This is a genomic window from Pseudomonas sp. ESBL9 (assembly GCF_036668715.1).
Taxonomy (GTDB): Bacteria; Pseudomonadota; Gammaproteobacteria; order Pseudomonadales; family Pseudomonadaceae; genus Aquipseudomonas; species Aquipseudomonas lundensis.
Map to the genome: position 1 here is coordinate 505884 of NZ_JAZEVV010000004.1, position 22289 is coordinate 528172.

Annotated in this window: 24 protein-coding genes; 9 read left to right on the plus strand and 15 right to left on the minus strand. The window is 59.6% G+C overall.

Annotation, left to right across the window (positions count from 1 at the left end):
• Positions 1-102: 102 nt before the first annotated feature.
• The 3 genes from moaE to moaC are packed head-to-tail and all read right to left on the minus strand — an operon-like array spanning position 103 to position 1270.
• Positions 103-552, minus strand: coding sequence for a molybdopterin synthase catalytic subunit MoaE (moaE, locus tag V6F78_RS14700; RefSeq protein WP_047273475.1), 450 nt, complete (start codon positions 550-552; stop codon positions 103-105).
• Positions 553-554: 2 nt separating this feature from the next.
• Positions 555-800: a MoaD/ThiS family protein gene (locus tag V6F78_RS14705; RefSeq protein WP_095007995.1), complete on the minus strand. Its 246-nt coding sequence runs from the start codon at positions 798-800 to the stop codon at positions 555-557.
• Positions 797-1270, minus strand: a complete 474-nt coding sequence (moaC, locus tag V6F78_RS14710) for a cyclic pyranopterin monophosphate synthase MoaC (protein WP_047292412.1) — start codon at positions 1268-1270, stop codon at positions 797-799. Before moaC ends, V6F78_RS14705 begins: the two co-directional genes overlap by 4 nt.
• A gap of 200 nt (positions 1271-1470) precedes the next feature.
• Between moaC and V6F78_RS14715 the strand changes: the two genes are divergently transcribed.
• The 6 genes from V6F78_RS14715 (at position 1471) to ribD (ending at position 7361) form a co-directional block, all read left to right on the plus strand.
• Positions 1471-1917: a DMT family transporter gene (locus tag V6F78_RS14715; protein ID WP_047292410.1), complete on the plus strand. Its 447-nt coding sequence runs from the start codon at positions 1471-1473 to the stop codon at positions 1915-1917.
• 91 nt (positions 1918-2008) lie between these two features.
• A complete protein-coding gene (locus V6F78_RS14720) occupies positions 2009-2746 on the plus strand; it encodes a class I SAM-dependent methyltransferase (protein WP_047279847.1) in 738 nt (245 codons plus the stop codon).
• A 92-nt stretch (positions 2747-2838) separates the two neighbouring features.
• Positions 2839-3789, plus strand: a complete 951-nt coding sequence (locus V6F78_RS14725; protein ID WP_095008056.1) for a formylglycine-generating enzyme family protein — start codon at positions 2839-2841, stop codon at positions 3787-3789.
• A gap of 39 nt (positions 3790-3828) precedes the next feature.
• Positions 3829-4428, plus strand: a complete 600-nt coding sequence (locus V6F78_RS14730) for a GTP cyclohydrolase II (RefSeq protein WP_047273470.1) — start codon at positions 3829-3831, stop codon at positions 4426-4428.
• Positions 4429-4557: 129 nt separating this feature from the next.
• Positions 4558-6258, plus strand: coding sequence for a WD40 repeat domain-containing protein (locus V6F78_RS14735; protein WP_048375639.1), 1701 nt, complete (start codon positions 4558-4560; stop codon positions 6256-6258).
• Complete coding sequence (ribD, locus tag V6F78_RS14740) at positions 6255-7361, plus strand: bifunctional diaminohydroxyphosphoribosylaminopyrimidine deaminase/5-amino-6-(5-phosphoribosylamino)uracil reductase RibD (RefSeq protein WP_047292406.1); 1107 nt, start codon at positions 6255-6257, stop codon at positions 7359-7361. Before V6F78_RS14735 ends, ribD begins: the two co-directional genes overlap by 4 nt.
• On the opposite strand, the gene V6F78_RS14745 is transcribed toward ribD, so the two are convergent.
• Positions 7340-8266 (minus strand): LysR family transcriptional regulator, encoded by a 927-nt coding sequence (locus tag V6F78_RS14745; RefSeq protein ID WP_047292405.1) that lies wholly within the window; start codon positions 8264-8266, stop codon positions 7340-7342. The genes ribD and V6F78_RS14745 overlap by 22 nt on opposite strands.
• Positions 8267-8313: 47 nt before the next feature.
• Between V6F78_RS14745 and V6F78_RS14750 the strand changes: the two genes are divergently transcribed.
• The 3 genes from V6F78_RS14750 to V6F78_RS14760 are packed head-to-tail and all read left to right on the plus strand — an operon-like array spanning position 8314 to position 12961.
• Positions 8314-8727, plus strand: a complete 414-nt coding sequence (locus V6F78_RS14750) for a VOC family protein (RefSeq protein WP_047292403.1) — start codon at positions 8314-8316, stop codon at positions 8725-8727.
• A 23-nt stretch (positions 8728-8750) separates the two neighbouring features.
• The gene (locus V6F78_RS14755; protein ID WP_332727635.1) at positions 8751-9878 is read left to right on the plus strand and encodes an efflux RND transporter periplasmic adaptor subunit; all 1128 of its coding nucleotides are present in this window, start codon (positions 8751-8753) and stop codon (positions 9876-9878) included.
• Positions 9875-12961: a MexW/MexI family multidrug efflux RND transporter permease subunit gene (locus tag V6F78_RS14760; protein ID WP_047292399.1), complete on the plus strand. Its 3087-nt coding sequence runs from the start codon at positions 9875-9877 to the stop codon at positions 12959-12961. The genes V6F78_RS14755 and V6F78_RS14760 overlap by 4 nt, the downstream gene beginning before the upstream one ends.
• Before the next feature lie 44 nt (positions 12962-13005).
• Here the strand turns inward: V6F78_RS14760 and V6F78_RS14765 are convergent, their stop codons facing one another.
• The 11 genes from V6F78_RS14765 to V6F78_RS14815 form a co-directional block, all read right to left on the minus strand.
• Entirely contained in the window at positions 13006-14448 is a 1443-nt protein-coding gene (locus V6F78_RS14765) for a T6SS phospholipase effector Tle1-like catalytic domain-containing protein (protein WP_332727637.1), read from the minus strand.
• Positions 14449-14472: 24 nt separating this feature from the next.
• The gene (locus V6F78_RS14770) at positions 14473-15588 is read right to left on the minus strand and encodes a T6SS phospholipase effector Tle1-like catalytic domain-containing protein (protein ID WP_332727639.1); all 1116 of its coding nucleotides are present in this window, start codon (positions 15586-15588) and stop codon (positions 14473-14475) included.
• Positions 15589-15620: 32 nt separating this feature from the next.
• A complete protein-coding gene (locus V6F78_RS14775; RefSeq protein ID WP_332727641.1) occupies positions 15621-16151 on the minus strand; it encodes a DUF3304 domain-containing protein in 531 nt (176 codons plus the stop codon).
• Positions 16136-16663 (minus strand): DUF3304 domain-containing protein, encoded by a 528-nt coding sequence (locus V6F78_RS14780; RefSeq protein WP_332727642.1) that lies wholly within the window; start codon positions 16661-16663, stop codon positions 16136-16138. Before V6F78_RS14780 ends, V6F78_RS14775 begins: the two co-directional genes overlap by 16 nt.
• Positions 16648-17181 carry a DUF3304 domain-containing protein gene (locus V6F78_RS14785; protein WP_332727644.1) on the minus strand — a complete coding sequence of 178 codons (534 nt, stop codon included), beginning with the start codon at positions 17179-17181 and terminating at the stop codon, positions 16648-16650. The genes V6F78_RS14780 and V6F78_RS14785 overlap by 16 nt, the downstream gene beginning before the upstream one ends.
• The gene (locus V6F78_RS14790) at positions 17166-17696 is read right to left on the minus strand and encodes a DUF3304 domain-containing protein (protein ID WP_332727646.1); all 531 of its coding nucleotides are present in this window, start codon (positions 17694-17696) and stop codon (positions 17166-17168) included. Before V6F78_RS14790 ends, V6F78_RS14785 begins: the two co-directional genes overlap by 16 nt.
• Positions 17681-18199: a DUF3304 domain-containing protein gene (locus V6F78_RS14795; protein WP_332727647.1), complete on the minus strand. Its 519-nt coding sequence runs from the start codon at positions 18197-18199 to the stop codon at positions 17681-17683. Before V6F78_RS14795 ends, V6F78_RS14790 begins: the two co-directional genes overlap by 16 nt.
• A 37-nt stretch (positions 18200-18236) precedes the next feature.
• Entirely contained in the window at positions 18237-20819 is a 2583-nt protein-coding gene (locus V6F78_RS14800; RefSeq protein ID WP_332727649.1) for a T6SS phospholipase effector Tle1-like catalytic domain-containing protein, read from the minus strand.
• Between the two features lie 32 nt (positions 20820-20851).
• The gene (locus V6F78_RS14805) at positions 20852-21385 is read right to left on the minus strand and encodes a DUF3304 domain-containing protein (RefSeq protein WP_332727652.1); all 534 of its coding nucleotides are present in this window, start codon (positions 21383-21385) and stop codon (positions 20852-20854) included.
• Positions 21370-21903 (minus strand): DUF3304 domain-containing protein, encoded by a 534-nt coding sequence (locus tag V6F78_RS14810; RefSeq protein ID WP_332727654.1) that lies wholly within the window; start codon positions 21901-21903, stop codon positions 21370-21372. Before V6F78_RS14810 ends, V6F78_RS14805 begins: the two co-directional genes overlap by 16 nt.
• Positions 21888-22289: DUF3304 domain-containing protein (locus V6F78_RS14815; protein ID WP_332727656.1), on the minus strand; the 402-nt coding region annotated here is incomplete at its 5' end. The genes V6F78_RS14810 and V6F78_RS14815, both read right to left, overlap by 16 nt.

Consider the following 22289-nt stretch of genomic DNA (forward strand, 5'->3'; position numbering starts at 1 on the left):
TGAGGACGGGACGCTACAGGATTAGCTTAGGAATCACGTGTCAGACGATTCGGAATGTTTTAAAAGAAACGGGATCGGCCGGTGAATGACCGCCCCCCTACGCTACGTCCAGCGATCAGCCGCTGCGTGATCGCTGGCGCGTCCCTCCACCCAGCGCGGGCCGTCGGGAGTGTGTTCTTTTTTCCAGAACGGCGCCCGGGTTTTCAGGTAGTCCATCACAAAGGCACACGCGTCGAACGCCGCTTGCCGATGGGCGCTGGCAACGCCCACAAAGACGATGGGCTCTCCCGGTTGCAAGGCGCCCACGCGGTGCAGCACTTCAAGTTTGAGCAACGGCCAACGCTGCTCGGCCTCGATGACGATCTTGCCCAGCGCTTTTTCAGTCATGCCAGGGTAATGCTCCAGAAACATGCCCGCCACGTCGCGACCGTCGTTGAAGTCGCGCACATAGCCAACAAAGCTGACCACGGCGCCCACGCCTGCGTTGGCGGCATGCAGGGCGTTGACCTCAACGCCAGGGTCGAACGCCTCTGTCTGGACGCGAATGGCCATGTTCAGCCTCCCGTAACCGGCGGAAAGAACGCAACGTCGTCGCCGTCTGCCAAGGGTTCATCGAGTTTGCACAGGTCTTGGTTACGCGCACACATCAGGTTGGACTCAGCCAGTACGTCCCACGCGTTGCCACGTTGCAACAGGTGCGAGCGCAGCTCTGCAATGGACGAAAAAACGCCTTCGACCTGCTCGCTGTCCCGCCCCAAGGCTTCACGGTAACGGGCGAAATACATGACGTTGAGCTTCATGACGCATCGGCCTTGAAATGCCCGCTCTTGCCGCCACGCTTCTCCAGCACGCGCACGCTTTCGATGGTCATGCCGCGGTCGACGGCCTTGCACATGTCATACACGGTCAGTGCCGCAACGCTGGCGGCGGTCAAGGCTTCCATCTCGACGCCGGTCTGCCCGCAAAGCTTGCAGCGCGCCACGATCAACACGGCATCGGAGCCCTGCGCGCTGAGTTCGACCTTGACCCCGGTCAGCATCAACGGGTGGCACAGGGGAATCAGGTCAGAGGTTTTCTTGGCCGCTTGAATGCCAGCAATGCGCGCCACGGCGAAAACGTCGCCCTTGGGGTGGCCGCCACTGACGATCATGTCCAGCGTTTCGGGGCGCATGCGCACCACGGCCTGGGCCGCCGCCTCGCGAAAGGTCACGGCTTTGTCGGTGACATCCACCATGTGGGCACGGCCTTGTGAATCCAAATGAGTCAGCACTGGGTTACTCCCTTCAAGTGCGGCGATTGTAAACCCGCCTCTGCTGCCTGCGCACCCTCGATCGCCCAGCAGCCTCTATGCCTTATGGCTCAAGGCCTGTAGCCAGGCGATCCACCTCGCGAATATCGCGCATTAGAACAAAGAATTGGCCCTGTTTTTATATTCGCCGTACAAGATTAAAAAAAAGGACGGCACGCACCATGAGTTTATTTGTATCCATTGTCTTGAGTTTACTGGCGGGTTTTGCAGTGCCCTTGCAAGCAGGCACTAACGCCAAACTGGGCGTGTTATTAGGTCATCCCTTATGGGCCACTGCCGTGTCTTTGGTGGTCAGTTGTATTGCCGTGATGGTGGTCATGCTGATTTTTAAAGTACCTCGTCCCAATATTGCCGCCCTGCAAGCAGGTCCCTGGTGGATCTGGTGTGGCGGCATTGCCGGTGTGTTGTATATCACCGCCGCCCTGATATTGGTGCCGCGACTGGGTGCACTCAACTTCATCATGGCCGTGATTATCGGCCAACTGACCATCTCGATAATGATTGATTACTTCGGGTTAGTGGGCTTACCCAAACAACCCCTCAATCTGCAAAAGATCATTGGCGTCAGTGTGGTACTGGCCGGTTTTTTAATTGCGGTACGCAGTTAATCCGCGAAGCGTTTAAAGGCAACAACTTCACCCACCGGCCTTTATCAGGGGTCGGCATTTAATAACAGCAATCACACTTAATAGGTGAGCAATGAGTTCTTTTACCGCTTATGACGCCATTGGCGATCGCTTTGAAGTCTTCACCGACACCGCATCGCAACGTTCCGTTGAAACCGAAACGTTCTTTCACATGGTGGGTGATGTGAAAGGCAAGTCCGTTTTGGACCTGGCCTGCGGTTATGGGTATTTCGGCCGCGAGCTGTACCGTCAGGGCGCGTCGCGGGTGGTGGGGGTTGATATCTCGCCGTCGATGATCGAGCTGGCGCGCAAGGAGTCGGCCCGCAACAACGAGGCCATTGAGTTTCACGTGGCCAACGTCTGCGAGATGCCGGTGATGGGCCAATTTGAACGCGTGACCGCTGCCTGGCTGTTCAACTACGCCCAGTCGCCCGCCGAATTGGAAGCGATGTTCTACGCCGTTGCGCAAAACCTGCAGCCCGGTGGCAAGCTGATTGCCTACACCGTCGACCCCAGTTTCCGCCTTGAAGACGGCAACTTCACCAAGTACGGCGTACACGTCAAAAGCGAAAACCCTCACGAAGGCGGATTCCGCTGCCCTTCAGAATTTGTCACCACGCCACCCAGCGAATTCACTTTTTACCGCTGGAGCCACGAAGACTACGAACGGGCCATCCGCAAGGCGGGGTTCAGCGACTATCACTGGCAACGCCCGTTGATCTCCAAAACCAATCGCCAGAAATTCCCGGAAGGCTATTGGGGTGACTTTGAGCGCAACTGTTTGCAAACCGGCTTGGTCTGCACCCTCTGACACCTTTTGCATCTGTAGTGGAGTTCGACGTGTCAAACACATCCAAGGCGTTTCCCCACTGGCCGGTATTTGACGGCCCGCTGACCGCGCAAATGACTGACCGCCAATTAATGGGGCTCGAAGAGCACTTCCAGCCGGGGCTCAACCTGGCCTTGCCGCTGGCTGAGTGGCAGCAATTGACTCAAGCGCCAGTCAGCCTGCTGACGCGGCGCGTAGAAGACCCGCACGCCGCGCTGCCGATCCGCCTGGCGGCAGGCCGCTACCTGGCCGAGACCCTGGACCCGCGTCTGGATGTGCTTAACCCGCCGATGATCCGCATCGAAGGCGGCCAGATAGAAATCGGGCTGGATCAAGCCAAGGTCGACAGCGTCATGGACAGGATGCAAGGGCTGGGGTTGGACCGAAGCTGGATCGAAAAGGAAGTACCGCGCCACACGGTGCAGCTTCAACCCTATGCCATCGGCAAATACCCGGTCACTAACCTGGAATACAAAGCCTTTCTTGAAGATTCGCTGGAACCGCGTATTCCGACCAACTGGGCATTTGGGCAATTCCCGGTGGAACGTTCGAACCATCCGGTCTACGGCCTCACCGCAGAAGACGCCGATGCTTACGTGGCCTGGCTGAGCCTGCGCTCGGGGCGCGCCTTTCGCCTGCCGACTGAAGCGCAATGGGAATACGCGGCCGCGGGGCCGGAGAACCTTGAGTTTCCGTGGGGTGAGCGCTTTTTGCCGGAACACGCCAATACCGCCGAAATGGGCATTTTCAACACCACCCCGGTGGGCATGTTCCCCCTGGGCGCCTCGCCCTTCGGCTGCATGGACATGGCGGGCAACGTTGAAGAATACGTCGCCGACGACTATGCCCCCTACCCCGGCGGACACGCCATCAGCGATGACCTGGTCACCGTGGTAGGCAACCACCGCATCGCACGGGGCGGCAGCTTTACACGGTTTCGCGACCTGGCCCGCAACTGCCGTCGGCATGGCAAATACCCGCGCGAAATTTATGTCATGGGCTTCAGGCTCGCTGAAACGCTGTAACCCAAACTAATAAAAATCCGTTAATAGGAAAGGAATTCTATGAACCCGCTGCGCGTTAGAAACCAGGTTGATATCCACCTGAATGAATCGGGTATCCCCGGTACGTTTTACAGCTTTACGGGGCTGGAAGCCGACAAGGAACATATCGTTATCAAACTGGGTCCGGCGTCGATCAATAGTCCTTTGGTGCGTTTGCACTCTGAATGCCTGACCGGAGATGTCTTCAGTTCCCAACGCTGTGATTGCGGCCCGCAATTGTCCGAGTCCATCGAGCGCATGCACGAAGAAGGCGGTTATTTGATTTACCTGCGCCAGGAAGGCCGCGGGATTGGCTTATATGCCAAGTTGGACGCCTATCGCCTGCAAGACACGGGCATGGATACCTTTGAAGCCAATCAACATTTGAACTTTGGTGAAGATGATCGCGACTTCACGGAAGCCGCCCATATGTTGAAAGCACTGGGGGTGCAACATTGCCGGGTCATTACCAATAACCCGGACAAAGTAATCGCCCTGCAAAACAACGGCGTGCAGGTGGACGACGTGATCCCGACCGGGGTGTTTTTGACCCGGCACAACCGGCCTTATTTACAAGCCAAGATCAATAAAAAGAATCACCACATCAACTTGTTCAAATAAGTCCGTCCGTTAAATACCCGCCGGTTCTTTGCAGGGGCCCCGTTATTTATCGTCTGTGGCAGCCCTTGCAAACAATCGGTTTTTAACGGCACGGCATGACGCACTTTTACCTATTCAGGATGAATACACATGAAGCACTTCGGCCCGATCAGCGGTATTGCCACGTTTAAAGATTTCTATGTCGCCACTGCCGGTTATGACAATCAGGTCATTTTGTGGGATGCCACCACCAAAACCCCGATTCAGCGCGTGGTGCATGACCACCTGGCCAACCAGTGCGCGTTCAACCCCACCGGCACCCTGCTGGTCAGCGCCAGCAGTGACTACACCGCGCGCGTCTGGGAAGTCCCGAGCCTGCGCATGAAAGCAGTGCTGATCGGCCACGATGACGACATCGAAATGGCTGCGTTCTCGCCTGACGGACAAACCATCGCCACCTGCTCACGCGACCATACGCTGCGTCTGTTCGACCTCAATGGCCGCACCCTGCGCATCCTCCAAGGCCACACCGCCGATGTTATTTCAGTGTGCTGGGCCGCTGACGGCGCTACGCTGGTTTCAAGCAGCGACGACGGTTCGATCCGCCGCTGGGATGCCATGACTGGCGCACAACTGGAAATCATTGACCTGGGCGGGGTTGAAACCGACACCGTGGCCCTGTCGCGCGACGGCATCATTTTCGCCGGTGACGACGAAGGCAAAATCTCGCTGATCAGCGCCCAGGGCACGTTCCTGCAACCGGCTCACACCGCGGGTATCAAGCGCATCATCTGGGACGACGCCCAGCGTCTGTTGATCAGCCTCAGCTATGACCGCTCCGTGATGCTCTGGCACCTGAACAGCCAGAACCGTCTGGAAAAAACCGCCGAAACCTCACTGCCCAGCATCATCTGGCCACGCAGCTGCGCCCTGCTCGGCACAGACCGTATTGCGTTCGTGACCTTCGGCTCATGCTATGCCACCTGGAACTTCCGCACCCAGATCTGGGACCTGGACGGCATCGAACCAGCCATCAGCCTCAACGCCGTGGCCTTGGTCAACGATGACATTTTCAGCATCGGGGATGCGGGCATCCTGCACGTCAACGGCGTGGCCAACACCCAGGCCGGCAGCCTGTGCAACTTCCTGCTGCCGTTCGGCGACAGCGTACTCACCGGCGGCCAGATGGGCACGGTGTTCGACGCCCGCACCGGACAGGCCCTCTACCAGCACCGCTCGCCCCTGAACTGCGGCACCACGTTCATCAAAGACGGTCAGTTGCACGCGGCCATCGGCACGTACACCGGTGAAGCGCTGATATTCAAACTGGACCATCAGCAGCCCGTCTTCCTCACGGAAGTGGCCATGCACGACAACGCCATCAAAGGCATTGCCGCTGACGAAACCTTCATCTTCAGCGTGTGTGCCACCGCAGCAGCGGCGTTCTTCACCATTGACGACTTCACCGAACACACCTATCTGGACAAGGCGCACGACCGCATCTCCAACGGCTGCACGCAAATTGAGGGCGGATTCGCCAGCATCGGCCGCGACCTCAAACTGCGCCTGTGGCGCAATGGTGAAAGTGAAGTCTTCGAAACCCCGCACAACCATTCCATCAAGTGCATCGCGGTGTCCAAGGACCAAAACCTGATCGCCACCGGCAGCTATGGCGGCACTGTTGCCCTGTTCGATGTGCGCACCGGCCTTTGGGAGAAGTTCGAGAAACCGACCGCCAGCGGCATCTCCTGCCTGACCCAGGCAGCCAACGGCAACGGTTTTCTGGCCAGCGCCTACGACGGTCGCATTTACCCGATCACGGCGCGTGCAGGCAGGCCACTGCTGTCATGACCTATTTCACCGAAGTCGACTTTCAGCACATGCAACACGCGCTGTCGTTGGCTGAGCGTGGCAGCCACTCCACCTGGCCCAACCCTCGGGTGGGCTGTGTGATCGCTCACGGCAATTGCGTCGTGGGCGAGGGTTGGCACCGGCGGGCGGGCGGGCCGCATGCCGAGGTGTTCGCCTTGCGTCAGGCAGGCGCCCTGGCCAAGGGCGCCACCGCCTACGTGACGCTGGAACCGTGCAGCCACATCGGCCGCACGGGGGCTTGTCATCAGGCCTTGATCGAAAGCGGTGTCAGCCGAGTGATCGTAGCCCTTGAGGACCCGTTCAAACAGGTCAATGGTCAAGGGATTGCCGCACTGAGGGCCGCGGGGATCGAGGTCAAGGTGGGGCTGATGCGCGAAGCGGCGAGTGAGTTGAATCGCGGTTTTCTGTCGAGCATTCAGCGCCAGCGCCCTTGGGTGCAACTGAAAATGGGCATGAGCCTGGACGGACGCACGGCGCTGAGCAATGGCCGCTCGCAATGGATCACCGGGCCCAAGGCGCGTGCCGATGTGCAGCAATGGCGGGCCCGCAGTGCCGCCATCATCACGGGCAGCGGCACCGTGCTGGGGGATGACCCACTGCTCACGGTGCGCCAGCTCTCCTCGCCCGAAGCCGTCGCGCCGCTGCGCGTGGTGCTGGACAGCGCCGCCCGAGTCCCGGCCAGTGCGCAGGTGTTTAACAGCAGCGCCCCGAGCCTGCACGTGGTGCGCCACGACACGCCTCTGCCTGCGAATCAGACCACCGAAGTGCTGCGCGTCGACGGCGATATCTACGGGCTCGACCTGCATGAACTGTTGAGCCAGCTCAGCCAGCGCGGGTTGCACGACGTGATGGTCGAGGCCGGTCCGACCCTGGCCGGGGCATTTCTCAAAGCCGGCCTGGTGGACGAAGTGTTGGTCTACATCGCACCCAAACTGCTGGGCGATCTGGCCCGGCCGCTGGTGCACATGCCGGAGCTGGTGCACCTCAAGCAAGCGCTGGACTTCACCCTGTTCGATGTCACGCAACTGGGTCAGGACTTGCGTTTACGCCTGCGCCCGGCTCAGGTCGCGGGGGCCGCATGACCGACCACCTGCCGCACTTGCTCGCGCAGCCACAAATGCGCCGGGTCTTCGCCGAAACGGTTGTGCCAGATCTGCACAAACGGGAACGGCGGAATCAGCAACGGCGGGCTGAGGCTGACCAGTTCTTCATCGAGCAACGCGTTATCCAACGTGCGGGTGGCCACGGTGAGGATCAGGTCGGTGTTGCTGATCATGCTCGGGGCGGTCCGCCAGTGCGGGACACTGACTGCGATGCGGCGCTGCAAGCCTTCGTCGCGCAGCAGGCGGTCGATTTCACCGTTCGAACAACCGTCCACCGACACCGAAATGTGCGGGCGCAACAGGTAATTGTCCAAATCCAGTTGGCCGTTGGCCGGCAAGGTGCTGCGATCCAGCAGACAGGAGAAGGTTTCTTCAAACAGCACCTCGCTGGAGATGTCCGCGCTGAGGTTGGGAAACACCCCCAACGCCAGGTCGATCTTGCCTTGGGCAATCTGTTCGAGCATGCCGTGGCGGCTGTCCTGGGTTACGACCAGCGTGGTGTTCGGCGCCTCGGCGCGCAGTTGCCGCAACAGCTTGGGCAACACGATCGCCGCGCCGTAATCAGACATCGCCAGGCGGAAGGTGCGGTGAGAATTGGCGGGCACAAAGTCAATCGACTTACCGAGCAGGATTTCAATCTGGCTGAGGATTTCCTTGAGCGGCGCCTGCAGGTTTTGCGCCAGGGCACTGAGCACCACTTCGCTGCCCTGACGGATCAGGATCGGGTCGTCGAGCAACACCCGCAGTTTGCTCAGAGAGTGACTGATGGCCGGCTGGCTCAAATGCAGCCGGGCCCCGGTGCGCGTGACGTGCTTTTCGGTCAGCAGCGCGTCGAGCACCACTAACAGGTTCAAATCAATATTGCGCAGTAAAACCATGACCATCCTGTCATTCACAAATCCGGGATTACCTTCCCGATACGGAGCGCCCCATGCTTCAACTCAAACGGATAATTGAAACCGCTCTTTACGTGAAAGATCTTACAGCAGCAAAAGATTTTTACTACAAAACCCTTCATTTGGAGGTCATGGTCGAAAGCGATGTGCTGATCGCGTTTAACGTCGGCGACCTCAACACGCTTCTGTTGTTTAAGCGCGGGGCGTCCCTTGAAACCAAATACCTGAGCGGCGGCGAAATCCCGCCGCACGATGCCCACGGCCGGATTCACGTGTGCTTCGCCATCGACGCCGACGACCTGCCCGCCTGGCAGCAAAAACTGGACGACAGCGGGGTGGCCATCGAAGGCCGCACGCAATGGCCCAAGGGCGGTTCGAGTGTGTATTTCCGCGACCCCGACCATAACCTCGTCGAACTGCTCACGCCGGGCTGTTGGCCGATTTACTGATTGCCTCTTTAAGGAACAAGATCATGCCTCACGTCGCTGCAAGCACTCGTCCGCTGATCCGGCGCACAGCCCTTTGGGCCCTGATTGCTCTCGTACTTGCCGGCGTGGCCTGGGGCGTCTGGCGCTGGCAACAGCCTGCCCCGGCCGGGTATGTGGCGGCCCCGCTCAAGGTGGCCGTGGCGCCGGTCAGTCGCCAGCCCTTCACCCGTTACCTGGAGGCCATCGGCGAGCTCGAAGCGGTGGAAGAAGTCAGCGTGCCGGCCGAAATCGGCGGGCGTATCGTCGAGCTACCCATCGAATCCGGGCAACGGGTCGAGCGTGGTCAAGTGCTGGTGCGTCTCAACGATGCCCCCGAGCGCGGGCAACGGGTGCGCTTGCAAGGTCAGGTGGACAACGCCCGCGTACGCCTCGAACGCCTGCAAAAACTTATTACCTCCAACGCCGTGTCGCGCGAGGCCCTGGACGATGCCCAGGCCGAATACACCACCGCACGCGGGGCCTTGCAGGAACTGATGGCACAGATCGAGCAGCGCACCATTCGTGCGCCATTTGCCGGCACGCTGGGTATTCGCAAAGTGCACATGGGCCAATACGTGAACCCTGGCGACACCCTGATCAACCTGATCGGCAATAAAGGCCTGTTCGTCAATTTCAGCGTGCCCGAACAAGCCCTGGCGCACTTTAAGACCGGCAGCCCCTTGCTGATTGAACTCGATGCCCTGCCCGGCCAACCGGTCACGGCGGTGGTCAGCAGCGTCGACCCGTTTCTGGACCGCACCCGCACGTTGAGCGTTCAGGCACGTCTGCAAGACCCGCCTGGCGCAGCACTGCCGCGCATGTTTGCCCGTGTGCGCCTGCCACAGGCCATGCCGGAAAACACCCTGAGCCTGCCAGAAACCGCCGTCACCTACAGCGCCTATGGCGAAGACGTGTACGTGGTGCAACCGGCCCGTGATGAAAAAAGCGCGCCCACGGTACGCCGTGTGTCGGTCAAGACCGGCGAGCGGCGCGATGGCCGAGTGGTGATCGACAAGGGCCTGTCGGCCGACGATCAGGTCGTGATCTCGGGCCAGATCAAGCTCAGTGATGGCGTGAGCATCGAACCGGTGACCAGCGCCGCGCTGGCCGTCGAAGCAGGAGCGCAAAAGTGAAATTCACTGACATTTTCGTCCACCGCCCGGTGCTCGCGCTGGTGGTCAGCCTGATGATCCTGCTGGCCGGGCTAAAAGCCTGGATGGGCCTGCCCGTGCGCCAGTACCCGCTACTGGAAAGCTCGGTGATTACCGTCAGCACCGATTACCCCGGCGCCCCCGCCGAGTTGATGCAAGGCTTCATCACCCAGCCGATCAACCAGTCGCTGGCATCGGTGGAAGGCGTCGATTACGTCAGTTCATCGTCGGTGCAGGGCCACAGTGTGATTACCCTGCGCATGGCGCTTAACGAAGATTCGGCCAAGGCGCTGAGTGAAGTGATTGCCAAGGTCAATCAGGTCAAATACCGCCTGCCCGAGCAGGCCTATGACCCGGTCATCGAGCGTTCGGCGGGGGACTCCACGGCCGTCGCCTACGTCGGCTTTTCCAGCGACACCCTGTCCGCCGCCGCCCTGACCGACTACCTAAGCCGCGTGGTGCAACCGTTGTTTTCCACCCTTGAAGGGGTGGCCAAGGTCGACACGTTTGGTGGCCAGCGCCTGGCCATGCGCGTGTGGCTCGACCCGCAGCGCATGGCGGGCCACGGCATCAATGCCGATCAGGTGGAACAGGCGATTCGCGCCAACAACTTTCAGGCCGCCCCGGGGCAGATCAAAGGCCACTACGTGGTGTCCTCGATCCAGGTCAACAGCGACCTCAACACCCTCGATGAATTTCGCGACATGGTGATCAGCAACCGTGGCGACCACCTGTTGCGCCTGCGCGACATTGCCGAGATCGAACTGGGCTCGGCCGCCTATGAAACCAGCGCCCTGATGGACGCCAAACCTGCGGTTCACTTGGGCCTGTACGCCACGCCCAAGGGCAACCCGCTGCTGATCGTCGAGGGCATCAAGCGCCTGCTCCCCGACATCCAGAAGACCCTGCCGCCCGGTGTCGAGGTGGCGCTGGCGTTCGAGACCGCGCACTTTATCGAAGCCTCGATTCTGGAAGTGCTCGAAACCCTGCTCGAAGCGATCCTGATCGTGGTGGTCATTATCTTCCTGTGCCTGGGCTCGTGGCGCACCGTGCTGATCCCGATCCTCAGCATCCCGCTGTCGATGCTCGGGGCGCTGGCGCTGATGGCGATGTTCGGGTTCAGCATTAACCTGCTCACCTTGCTGGCCATGGTGCTGGCCATCGGCCTGGTAGTGGACGACGCCATCGTCGTGACCGAGAACATTCACCGTCACATCAAGGAAGGCCGCGCGCCGCTTGACGCCGCATTGGTCGGCGCACGGGAAATCGCCTCGCCGGTCATCGCCATGACCATCACCCTGGCCGCGGTGTACATGCCCATCGGCTTGATGAATGGCCTCACCGGCGCGCTGTTCAAGGAGTTTGCCCTGACACTCGCGGGCGCGGTGCTGGTGTCCGGCGTGATCGCCCTGACCCTGACGCCGGTGATGTGCGCCAAACTGCTGCCCCCCGGCCAGAGCGAAGGGCGCATGAGCCTGCTGGCCGAGGGCTTCTTTCACCGCCTGTCGCGCCTGTATCAGCGCGGGCTGGTGCATTCGCTGCGCGCACGCGGCGCGGTACTGGCGTTCGGCCTGCTGGTGCTGCTGAGCCTGCCGCTGCTATACGGCCACGCGGACAAGGAACTGGCGCCCAACGAAGATCAGGGCAACCTGCTGCTGGCGATCAAGTCCCCGCAACACGCCAACCTCGACTTCGTGGAGCGCTACGCTGCCCAACTGAGCGAACTGCTGGCCCGGATCCCGGAAACCACCAGCACCTGGATCATCAACGGCACCGACGGGGTTGCCGCCAGCTTCGCGGGGATCAACTTCAGCGAATGGGGTCAGCGCGACCGCAGCGCCGCACAGATCCAGAACGAGCTGCAACAACAGGTGGACGCCGTGGAAGGCAACTCGATCTTCGTCTTCCAGATGCCGCCCCTGCCCGCCTCGACCGGCGGCCTGCCGGTGCAACTGGTGATTCGCAGCACCGAGGATTACCGCGCGCTGTATCAAGCCATGCAAGACATCAAGGAACAGGCGCGGGCCAGCGGCCTGTTCGCGGTGGTCGACAGTGACCTGGACTTCAACAACCCGGTGACCGAAGTGCGCATCGACCGCAGCAAAGCCAACAGCCTCGGCATTCGCCTGCAAGACATCGCCAGCACGCTGGCGGTGTTGGTCGGTGAAAACTACACCAACCGCTTTGGTTTGCAGGGCCGCTCCTACGACGTGATCCCGCAGACGCAAGCCAAACAGCGCCTGACCCCGGACGCGCTCAACGGCTTTTACGTCAGCACTGACAGCGGTGTGCAAGTGCCACTGTCGACCGTGGTCAGCCTGCACAGTGACATCCAGCCCAACCGCCTCAAACAGTTCAACCAGCAAAACTCGGCCACCTTTCAGGGCATCCCGGCCCCGGGCGTGAGCCTTGGCGAAGCGGTGGCCTTTTTGGCCAATCAGAGCGCACAACTGCCTGCCAGCTTCAGCCACGACTGGCAATCGGACTCACGGCAGTTCATCCACGAAGGCAACGCGCTGATGATGACCTTCCTGTTCGCCATCATCGTCATTTACATGGTGCTGGCCGCACAGTATGAGAGCCTGCGCGACCCGCTGATCATCCTGATCACCGTGCCCCTGTCGATCTGCGGCGCCCTCATCCCGCTGGCGCTGGGTTGGGCCACGCTCAACATCTACACACAGATCGGCCTGGTGACGTTGATTGGCCTGATCAGCAAACACGGGATTCTGATGGTCGAGTTCGCCAACGAACTGCAACAGGCCAGTGGCTGCTCCCCGGCCCACGCCATCATCCGCTCGGCGCGCATCCGCCTGCGCCCGATCCTGATGACCACCGCCGCCATGGTCGTGGGCCTGGTGCCGCTCCTGTTCGCCAGCGGCGCGGGCGCCAGCAGCCGCTTTGGGCTGGGGATCGTGATTGTGGTGGGGATGGTCGTGGGCACGCTGTTCACGCTGTTTGTGCTGCCGTCGATCTACACCCTGATCTCAACACGGCACACGGCGCCGATGACCCACGGGGTCTCCCTTGAAAAAGCCCCCTGCGGCGAGCCTGAAACCTTGTAAATCCCTGCGAAACAGGGCCAGCCAGGGCTGGCCCTCAACCGGCGCTACACAATCGAATCGATGTCCAAAAAGTAGGGTTTGCCGTAGACGTGGCCGCCGACCAGTTCGGCAATCGCCTGCTCAATGGGGTCGATTTCCACAGGGCTTGGCCAGCGGGATTTGCGGGCGGCGGTGCGGGCCAGTTCGTCGCTGCTTGGGACAGGGATTTCGGCGGGTTCGCCTTTGAGGATGGCGATCAGGTCTTCGGTCGTGGCTGTGGCTTCGCTCAGCAGCGGCGCCAGCGGCAAGGCCTGGGCGGCTTTGACGGCGCTGGCCGTGTCTTTGCTGAAGGCGCGGATTGAGGTCAGCCCTTCAACCATGGGCAGGGCGCGGCGCGTGACGGTGTCAAACGCGCTGATGCTCGGGAAGCCCACTTTGCCGCGAAACACCGGCGTACCAAGGGTCGGTATCACCAGCCCCACCAGAAAGCGCGGGTCATGACGTTTGACGCTCAGGCCGACGCTGGCCACCGACAGCGCCACGCCCACCACGCGCTCAGTGGTCACCAACAACGTCAGTTCGTTGTTGGACTCGGTGTCGAAAAAGATGTTGCGGTAACGGAAGTAATCACTGAACAACTCGCGCTCATTCAACTCCGCGTTCATGAACCAGGCGCGGGAATCATGCACATGCTCATCGAACAGGCGGATGATCGGCAACACACTGTCGTTCAACGCCTTGCCATCATGGCCGAACAGTTGCCCATAACGGATCTCCCCATCCCTGCGCATGTCGGCATAGTGCTGCGCTTCATCCTGCTCATTGATCATGTAGACCAACCCGCCGAGAAACGTGTTTACCAGCGTTCCGAAGCCGACAAACTCGCTGGTGTCCAGGTTCCATTCCGGCACGTAGTCACGTCGAAAATCGGCCATGGCGTTGCGCAATTGCCGGTATTCAAGGGACGGGTCGTACACCTTGCTGGTGTTGAACCTCTGCACGGGCGGGGTCTTGCTACGTTCCTCGTACTTCTTTTTGATGGCTTCGTGGGCTGTTTTTTCAGCCAACTGCACCTCGGTCAAAACGGGAGCAGGCGCGCCCGCCAGCGCGGCCGCGTCTGCCTTGAGTTGCATGCCGTGCAACGCTTTGAAGGCCTTGACCTCGTCAGAGCTCATGTCTTTGGGCGGGCCATCCCTCATGACATCGCTGTACGACTGGGTATGAGGGGCACAGCCCTTGGCGTAACGGCTGATCCGCCACCCGGTAATCAACCCCGCCTCGCGCCTCATCACCTCCTCCAGCGGACCGTTGTCCATGGCATTGAGCCAGGTGTTGAAACGGGTGATGACGGTGGGGCCTACGTCGAATTCGTTTCGAGTCTCACCATCCATTACTAGCCAAGGCCACCGTGTTTTGAGCTCAGGTTCAAGTGCGTCTTTGGGCGCCTGCAATGGCGCCCCGACCTTGTAGGCCTCGTCGTACATATGCTGCAGGGCAATCTGCGACACCACCTCATGCACGCCCTTCGATGCCTAGCCCTGATCGCCGGGCGGGTAACCGCCGCCCACATCCGAGTGCATGCCGGGGTAGATGTACTCCGCCGTACCGGCGCGGTAAGTGGACGGGCACATCGGGTCGTCCGGGTTGGCTTTGCGCCGAATGGAATCCACCGGGAAGCAACTGCGCTGCTCGTGGGCCGCCACCATGTGCACGCAATGCTCAAGGAAGGCCTCGTCATCGCTCAGGCGCAGGCTGCCATCGGCCCAGCCCATGTGCCCGGCGGCAAAGGGCACCATATACGGTAACCCCACCGACGCCACGGTATCGAACAGGCCCATGAACACGATCTTGATCGGCAGGCCAGCGAACAGGTAACACGTGCTGCCCTCCACCTCCACCTTGGTCAGGGCCTCCAGCCAGTTGGCAAACGTCCGCGCCTGGGCTGCGCCACGGGAAAAGCCATACACGAACAGGCGCACGGCCTTGATTTCAGGAATGGTTTTAGACGCGTGTGCCGCATCAATCTGGCTTTTAAGTTCAGCCAGTGGGGCGGCCAGTACTTCCTGGCGGCGGGTATAGCTGTTTTTGAAAAGCGAAACGCCGAGTAAATCTTCGGTGAGGCTGGTGCCCATTTTTTGCACCAAGGCATACGCGTCATCTGTATCCAGATAGGTTTCGCCTGAAGCCCTTTTCAAGGCATCGATCACTCGGGTAATGCCCCAGTTGATCCGGTTCTCACCGCCCACCGCCTTTGTCAGGCCGTCACTGTTGGGTTCAAATTCACGTATTTCCTTAAATTCGGTGCCAACGCCTTGCATGTAATAGGCGTAAAAACCCTCACGTCTTACCACTTCATTTTCGTTACGCCCCAAACTCGCGTGGTAAAGACGCGCCACGTTAGTTGTGGTGGAAGGCTTTGCCTCGCTATCAGACGGTTCATGGTTGTTCGTACCGTCAAAACACAGGCTAATCGTCACAATTTTCATGCACGGGGCGCCCGCGTATGCGTGTCCGGCAGCCCAAGCCGCACTCATCGCGGCTTGCTCAAACCCATGAAAGGCCGCTTGTTGCTCTCGGTAATTGCGCAACACATCGCCCGGCGTTTTTGGCAGCAACCCGTCTTCCTTGAAATATGGAGTGGGGCTCATAAATTCCGGAGCCGGCTTTTGGGAAGATGAATTCATGGTTGTGGACATGTCGCAGGCTCCTGCATTTTTTGAGGAAATTGATAAGGATATTTGGGGGTTCTGGGCATCATGAGCCCCGCGGTAACTGCCACTTGGTTGCACGGCAAGAAGTGCACGTTCACAACCCCCAACCGTTCGTACCGTGCAACAGGCACAACGGCTCGATGACGGGTGTATTTGGCGGCATGCAACTTATAAGCAGCCCGATAGCCGTCAGTTCCGAGAGGAGGCCAATTCACGTAAGCATGCGGATCAGGATCCTTCTCCCACTCCACCACCACCGTCAGCCCGGGGTGCCATTTAACTGGCAATGACGCGCAGCAATTCTGTTTGCCACCGCCGCTATAAGGACTAATGTTTGGCCCGCCCCCCCTGTTCACAGAAAACCGGTTAATCGCCGCCGAGGTATGGCTGTACCCCTCGATGGGTGTACCCAGACGCACGGGCTTTGGCGGGGTGCAGCCTTGCAGCGAAAGGCCGCTGATCAACGTCAGCCACAGGACTCGAATCAGAACTCTGGACATGTGGCGGGTTCCTGCATTTTTTGTGGGAAGTTGAACGGATAGCCGGGTTGCCCTGGCAGCATCGCCACTGCCGAAACCGCAACCTGATTGCAAGGAAGAAAGTGCACATCGATTGCACCCAGTCGCTCATAGGGCGCTACAGGCACAACGGCTCGATGACGGGTGTACTTCGCTGCATGCAACTTATAAGCAGCCCGATAACCGTCAGTTCCGAGAGGAGGCCAATCTGCGTAAGCATATGGATCAGGATCTTTCACCCACTCCACCACCACCGTCAGCCCGGGGTGCCATTTCACCGGCAGTGACGCGCAGCAATTTTGCCCACCCCCGTAGCCATACGGCGCCAGATTCGGCCCCCCGCCCCCGTTCACAGAAAAACGAATCGCCGCCGAGGTATGGCTGTACCCTTCGATGGATGTACCCAGACGCACGGGCTTTGGCGGGGTGCAGCCTTGCAGTGCAAGGCCGCTGATCAACATCAGCCACAAGACTCGAATCAGGACTCTGGACATGTGGCGGGCTCCTGCATTTTTTGAGGGAAGTGAAACGGATAATCAGGACGACCCGGATAAGTCGTCCCAGCCGAAACGGCTACTTGGTTACAAGGCAGGAAATGCACATTTACAATTCCTAAGTCCTCGTACTGCGCAACAGGCACAACAGCTCGATGGCGGGTGTAGTGCGCTTCTTGATCTCTAGCAGCCTTTCGCCAAGCATCCGAGTAGCGGGGTTTTGGCCAATTGATTGAGTCATACGGACTGGGATCTTTCTCCCACTCCACCACCACCGTCAGCCCGGGGTGCCATTTCACAGGCAGTGACGCGCAGCAACTCTGTTTGCCACCGCCGCTATAAGGACTGATGTTTGGCCCGCCCCCCCTGTTCACAGAAAACCGGTTAATCGCCGCCGAGGTATGGCTATACCCCTCGATGGGGGCACCCAGACGCACGGGCTTTGGCGGGGTGCAGCCTTGCAGTGCAAGGCCGCTGATCAACATCAGCCAGAAGACTCGAATCAGGACTCTGGACATGTGGCGGGCTCCTGCATTTTTTGAGGAAAGTTGAACGGGTAGCCAGGTTGCCCAGGCAGCATCGCCACTGCCGAAACCGCAACCTGATTGCAAGGAAGAAAGTGAACATCGATTGCACCCAGTCGCTCATAGGGCGCTACAGGCACAACGGCTCGATGACGGGTGTACTTCGCTGCATGCAACTTATAAGCAGCCCGATAACCGTCAGTTCCGAGAGGAGGCCAATTCGCAGAAGCATATGGATCAGGATCCTTCTCCCACTCCACCACCACCGTCAGCCCGGGGTGCCATTTCACCGGCAGTGACGCGCAGCAATTCTGTTTGCCGCCGCCGCTATAAGGACTGATGTTCGGCCCGCCGCCTCCATTCACAGAAAACCAATTAATCGCCGCCGAGGTATGGCTATACCCCTCAATGGGTGTACCCAGACGCACGGGCTTTGGCGGGGTGCAGCCTTGCAGTGCAAGGCCGCTGATCAACGTCAGCCACAAGACTCGGATCAGGACTCTGGACATGTCGCGGGCTCCTGCATTTTTTGAGGGAAGTTGAACGGGTAGCCAGGTTGCCCAGGCAGCATCGCCACTGCCGAAACCGCAACCTGATTGCAAGGAAGAAAGTGCACATCGATTGCACCCAGTCGCTCATAGGGCGCAACAGGCACAACGGCTCGATGACGGGTGTAATGCGTTTCGTGCTCGTCCATACGCTTGCGCCACTCATCAGAAAACATCCGTTCCGGCCAACGTCCATAAGCATGCGGATCAGGATCTTTCTCCCACTCCACCACCACCGTCAGCCCGGGGTGCCATTTCACCGGCAGCGACGCGCAGCAATTTTGCCCACCCCCGTAGCCATAAGGCGCCAGATTCGGCCCCCCGCCCCCGTTCACAGAAAAACGAATCGCCGCCGAGGTATGGCTGTACCCTTCGATGGGTGTACCCAGACGCACGGGCTTTTGAGGGGTGCAGCCTTGCAGCGCAAGCCCGCTGATAAACAGGATTCGTAATAGATGTGTCATGAGATGATTTCTTATTGTTAGGTTTCAAAGACGTGCGCTACACAATCGAATCGATGTCCAAAAAGTAGGGTTTGCCGTAGACGTGACCGCCGACCAGTTCGGCAATCGCCTGCTCAACAGGGTCGATTTCCACAGGGCTTGGCCAGCGGGATTTGCGGGCGGCGGTACGGGCCAGTTCGTCGCTGCTTGGGGCGGGGATTTCGGCGGGTTCGCCTTTGAGGATGGCGATCAGGTCTTCGGTCGTGGCTGTGGCTTCGCTCAGCAGCGGCGCCAGCGGCAAGGCCTGGGCGGCTTTGACGGCGCTGGCCGTGTCTTTGCTGAAGGCGCGGATTGAGGTCAGCCCTTCAACCATGGGCAGGGCGCGGCGCGTGACAGTGTCAAACGCGCTGATGCTCGGGAAGCCCACTTTGCCGCGAAACACCGGCGTACCAAGGGTCGGTATCACCAGCCCCACCAGAAAGCGCGGGTCATGACGTTTGACGCTCAGGCCGACGCTGGCCACCGACAGCGCCACGCCCACCACGCGCTCAGTGGTCACCAGCAACGTCAGTTCGTTGTTGGACTCGGTGTCGAAAAAGATGTTGCGGTAACGGAAGTAATCACTGAACAACTCGCGCTCATTCAACTCCGCGTTCATGAACCAGGCGCGGGAGTCATGCACATGCTCATCGAACAGGCGGATGATCGGCAACACACTGTCGTTCAACGCCTTGCCATCATGGCCGAACAGTTGCCCATAACGGATCTCCCCATCTCTGCGCATGTCGGCATAGTGCTGCGCTTCATCCTGCTCATTGGTCATGTAGACCAACCCGCCGAGAAACGTGTTTAACAGCGTTCCCCAGCCGACAAACTCGCTGGTGTCCAGGTTCCATTCCGGCACGTAGTCACGTCGAAAATCGGCCATGGCGTTGCGCAATTGCCGGTATTCAAGGGACGGTTCGTACACCTTGCTGGTGTTGAACCTCTGCACGGGCGGGGTCTTGCTACGTTCCTCGTACTTCTTTTTGATGGCTTCGTGGGCTGTTTTTTCAGCCAACTGCACCTCGGTCAAAACGGGAGCAGGCGCGCCCGCCAGCGCGGCCGCATCTGCCTTGAGTTGCATGCCGTGCAACGCTTTGAAGGCCTTGACCTCGTCAGAGCTCATGTCTTTGGGCGGGCCATCCCTCATCACATCGCTGTACGACTGGGTATGAGGGGCACAGCCCTTGGCGTAACGGCTGATCCGCCAACCGGTGATCAACCCCGCCTCGCGCCTCATCACCTCCTCCAGCGGACCGTTGTCCATGGCATTAAGCCAAGTGTTGAAGCGGGTGATGACGGTGGGGCCTACGGCGAATTCAACGGCAGTGGAACCATCCATAAGTAACCAAGGCCAGCGCGTTTTGAGCTCTGGTTCAAGTGCGTCTTTCGGTGCCTGTAACGGCGCCCCAACCTTGTAGGCTTCGGCATACATGTGGTGCAAAGCGAGCTGCGACACCACCTCTTTTACACCCTGAGAGGCCTTGCCCTGATCGCCGGGCGGGTAACCGCCGCCCACATCCGAGTGCATGCCGGGGTAGATGTACTCCGCCGTACCGGCGCGGTAAGTGGACGGGCACATCGGGTCGTCCGGGTTGGCTTTACGCCGAATGGAATCCACCGGGAAGCAACTGCGCTGCTCATGCGCCGCCACCATGTGCACGCAATGCTCAAGGAAGGCCTCGTCATCGCTCAGGCGCAGGCTGCCATCGGCCCAGCCCATGTGCCCGGCGGCAAAGGGCACCATATACGGTAACCCCACCGACGCCACGGTATCGAACAGGCCCATGAACACGATCTTGATCGGCAGGCCAGCGAACAGGTAACACGTGCTGCCCTCCACCTCCACCTTGGTCAAGGCCTCCAGCCAGTTGGCAAACGTCCGCGCCTGGGCTGCGCCACGGGAAAAGCCATACACGAACAGGCGCACGGCCTTGATTTCAGGAATGGTTTTAGACGCGTGTGCCGCATCAATCTGGCTTTTTAGTTCGGCCAGCGGGGCGGCCAGTACTTCCTGGCGACGGGTATAGCTGTTTTTGAAAAGCGAAACGCCGAGTAAATCTTCGGTGAGGCTGGTGCCCATTTTCTGCACCAAGGCATACGCGTCATCTGTATCCAGATAGGTTTCGCCTGAAGCCCTTTTCAAGGCATCGATCACTCGGGTAATGCCCCAGTTGATCCGGTTCTCACCGCCCACCGCCTTTGTCAGGCCGTCACTGTTGGGTTCAAATTCACCTATATCCTTGAACTCGGTGCCAACGCCTTGCATGTAATACCGGTAAAACCCCTCCCTCTCCTCTGCTTCATAAACAGAGCCGCCCAAACTCGCATGGTAAAGACGCGCCACATTGGTTGTGGTTAAAGGTGTGGCCTTGCTGTCAGACGGTTCATGGTTGTTCGTACCGTCAAAACACAGGCTGATCGTCACAATTTTCATGCACGGGGCGCCCGCGTATGCGTGTCCGGCAGCCCAAGCAGCGCTCATCGCGGCTTGCTCAAACCCATGAAAGGCCGCTTGTTGCTCTCGGTAATTGCGCAACACATCGCCCGGCGTTTTTGGCAGCAACCCGTCTTCCTTGAAATATGGAGTGGGGCTCATAAATTCCGGAGCCGGCTTTTGGGAAGATGAATTCATGGTTGTGGACATGTCGCAGGCTCCTGCATTTTTTGAGGAAATTGATAAGGATATTTGGGGGTTCTGGGCATCATGAGCCCCGCGGTAACTGCCACTTGGTTGCACGGCAAGAAGTGCACGTTCACAACCCCCAACCGTTCGTACCGTGCAACAGGCACAACCGCTCGATGACGGGTGTAACGCGTTTCGTGCTCTTTAGCCGCCTTGCTCCAAGCATCCGAAAACGGAGGATCAGGCCAATTGACTGAGTCATACGGATTGGGATCCTTCTCCCACTCCACCACCACCGTCAGCCCGGGGTGCCATTTCACCGGCAGTGACGCGCAGCAATTTTGCCCACCCCCATAGCCATACGGCGCCAGATTCGGCCCGCCGCCTCCATTCACAGAAAACCAATTAATCGCCGCCGAGGTATGGCTGTATCCCTCGATGGGGGCACCCAGACGCACGGGCTTTGGCGGGGTGCAGCCTTGCAGCGAAAGGCCGCTGATCAACGTCAGCCACAGGACTCGAATCATGACTCTGGACATGTGGCGGGCTCCTGCATTTTTTGAGGGAAGTGAAACGGATATTTGGGCGTTCCGGGCATCATGAGCCCCGCGGTAACTGCCACTTGGTTGCACGGCAAGAAGTGCACGTTCACAACCCCCAACCGTTCGTACCGCGCAACAGGAACAACGGCTCGATGACGGGTGTATTTGGCCTGATGCTCTCTGGCTGCTTTGCTCCAAGCATCCGAATAGCGGGGCTTTGGCCAGTTGATTGAGTCATACACATTGGGATCCTTCTCCCACTCCACCACCACCGTCAGCCCGGGGTGCCATTTCACAGGCAATGACGCGCAGCAATTCTGTTTGCCACCGCCGCTATAAGGACTGATGTTCGGCCCGCCGCCTCCATTCACAGAAAACCAATTAATCGCCGCCGAGGTATGGCTGTACCCTTCGATGGGTGTACCCAGACGCACGGGCTTTGGCGGGGTGCAGCCTTGCAGTGCAAGGCCGCTGATCAACATCAGCCACAAGACTCGAATCAGGACTCTGGACATGTCGCGGGCTCCTGCATTTTTTGAGGAAAGTGAAACGGATATTTGGGCGTTCCGGGCATCATGAGCCCCGCGGTAACTGCCACTTGGTTGCACGGCAAGAAGTGCACGTTCACAACCCCCAACCGTTCGTACCGTGCAACAGGCACAACGGCTCGATGACGGGTGTATTTGGCTTCATGCTCTCTGGCTGCTTTGCTCCAAGCATCCGAATAGCGGGGCTTTGGCCAATCTGCGTAAGCATATGGATCAGGATCTTTCTCCCACTCCACCACCACCGTCAGCCCGGGGTGCCATTTCACCGGCAGTGACGCGCAGCAATTTTGCCCACCCCCGTAGCCATACGGCGCCAGATTCGGCCCCCCGCCCCCGTTCACAGAAAAACGAAT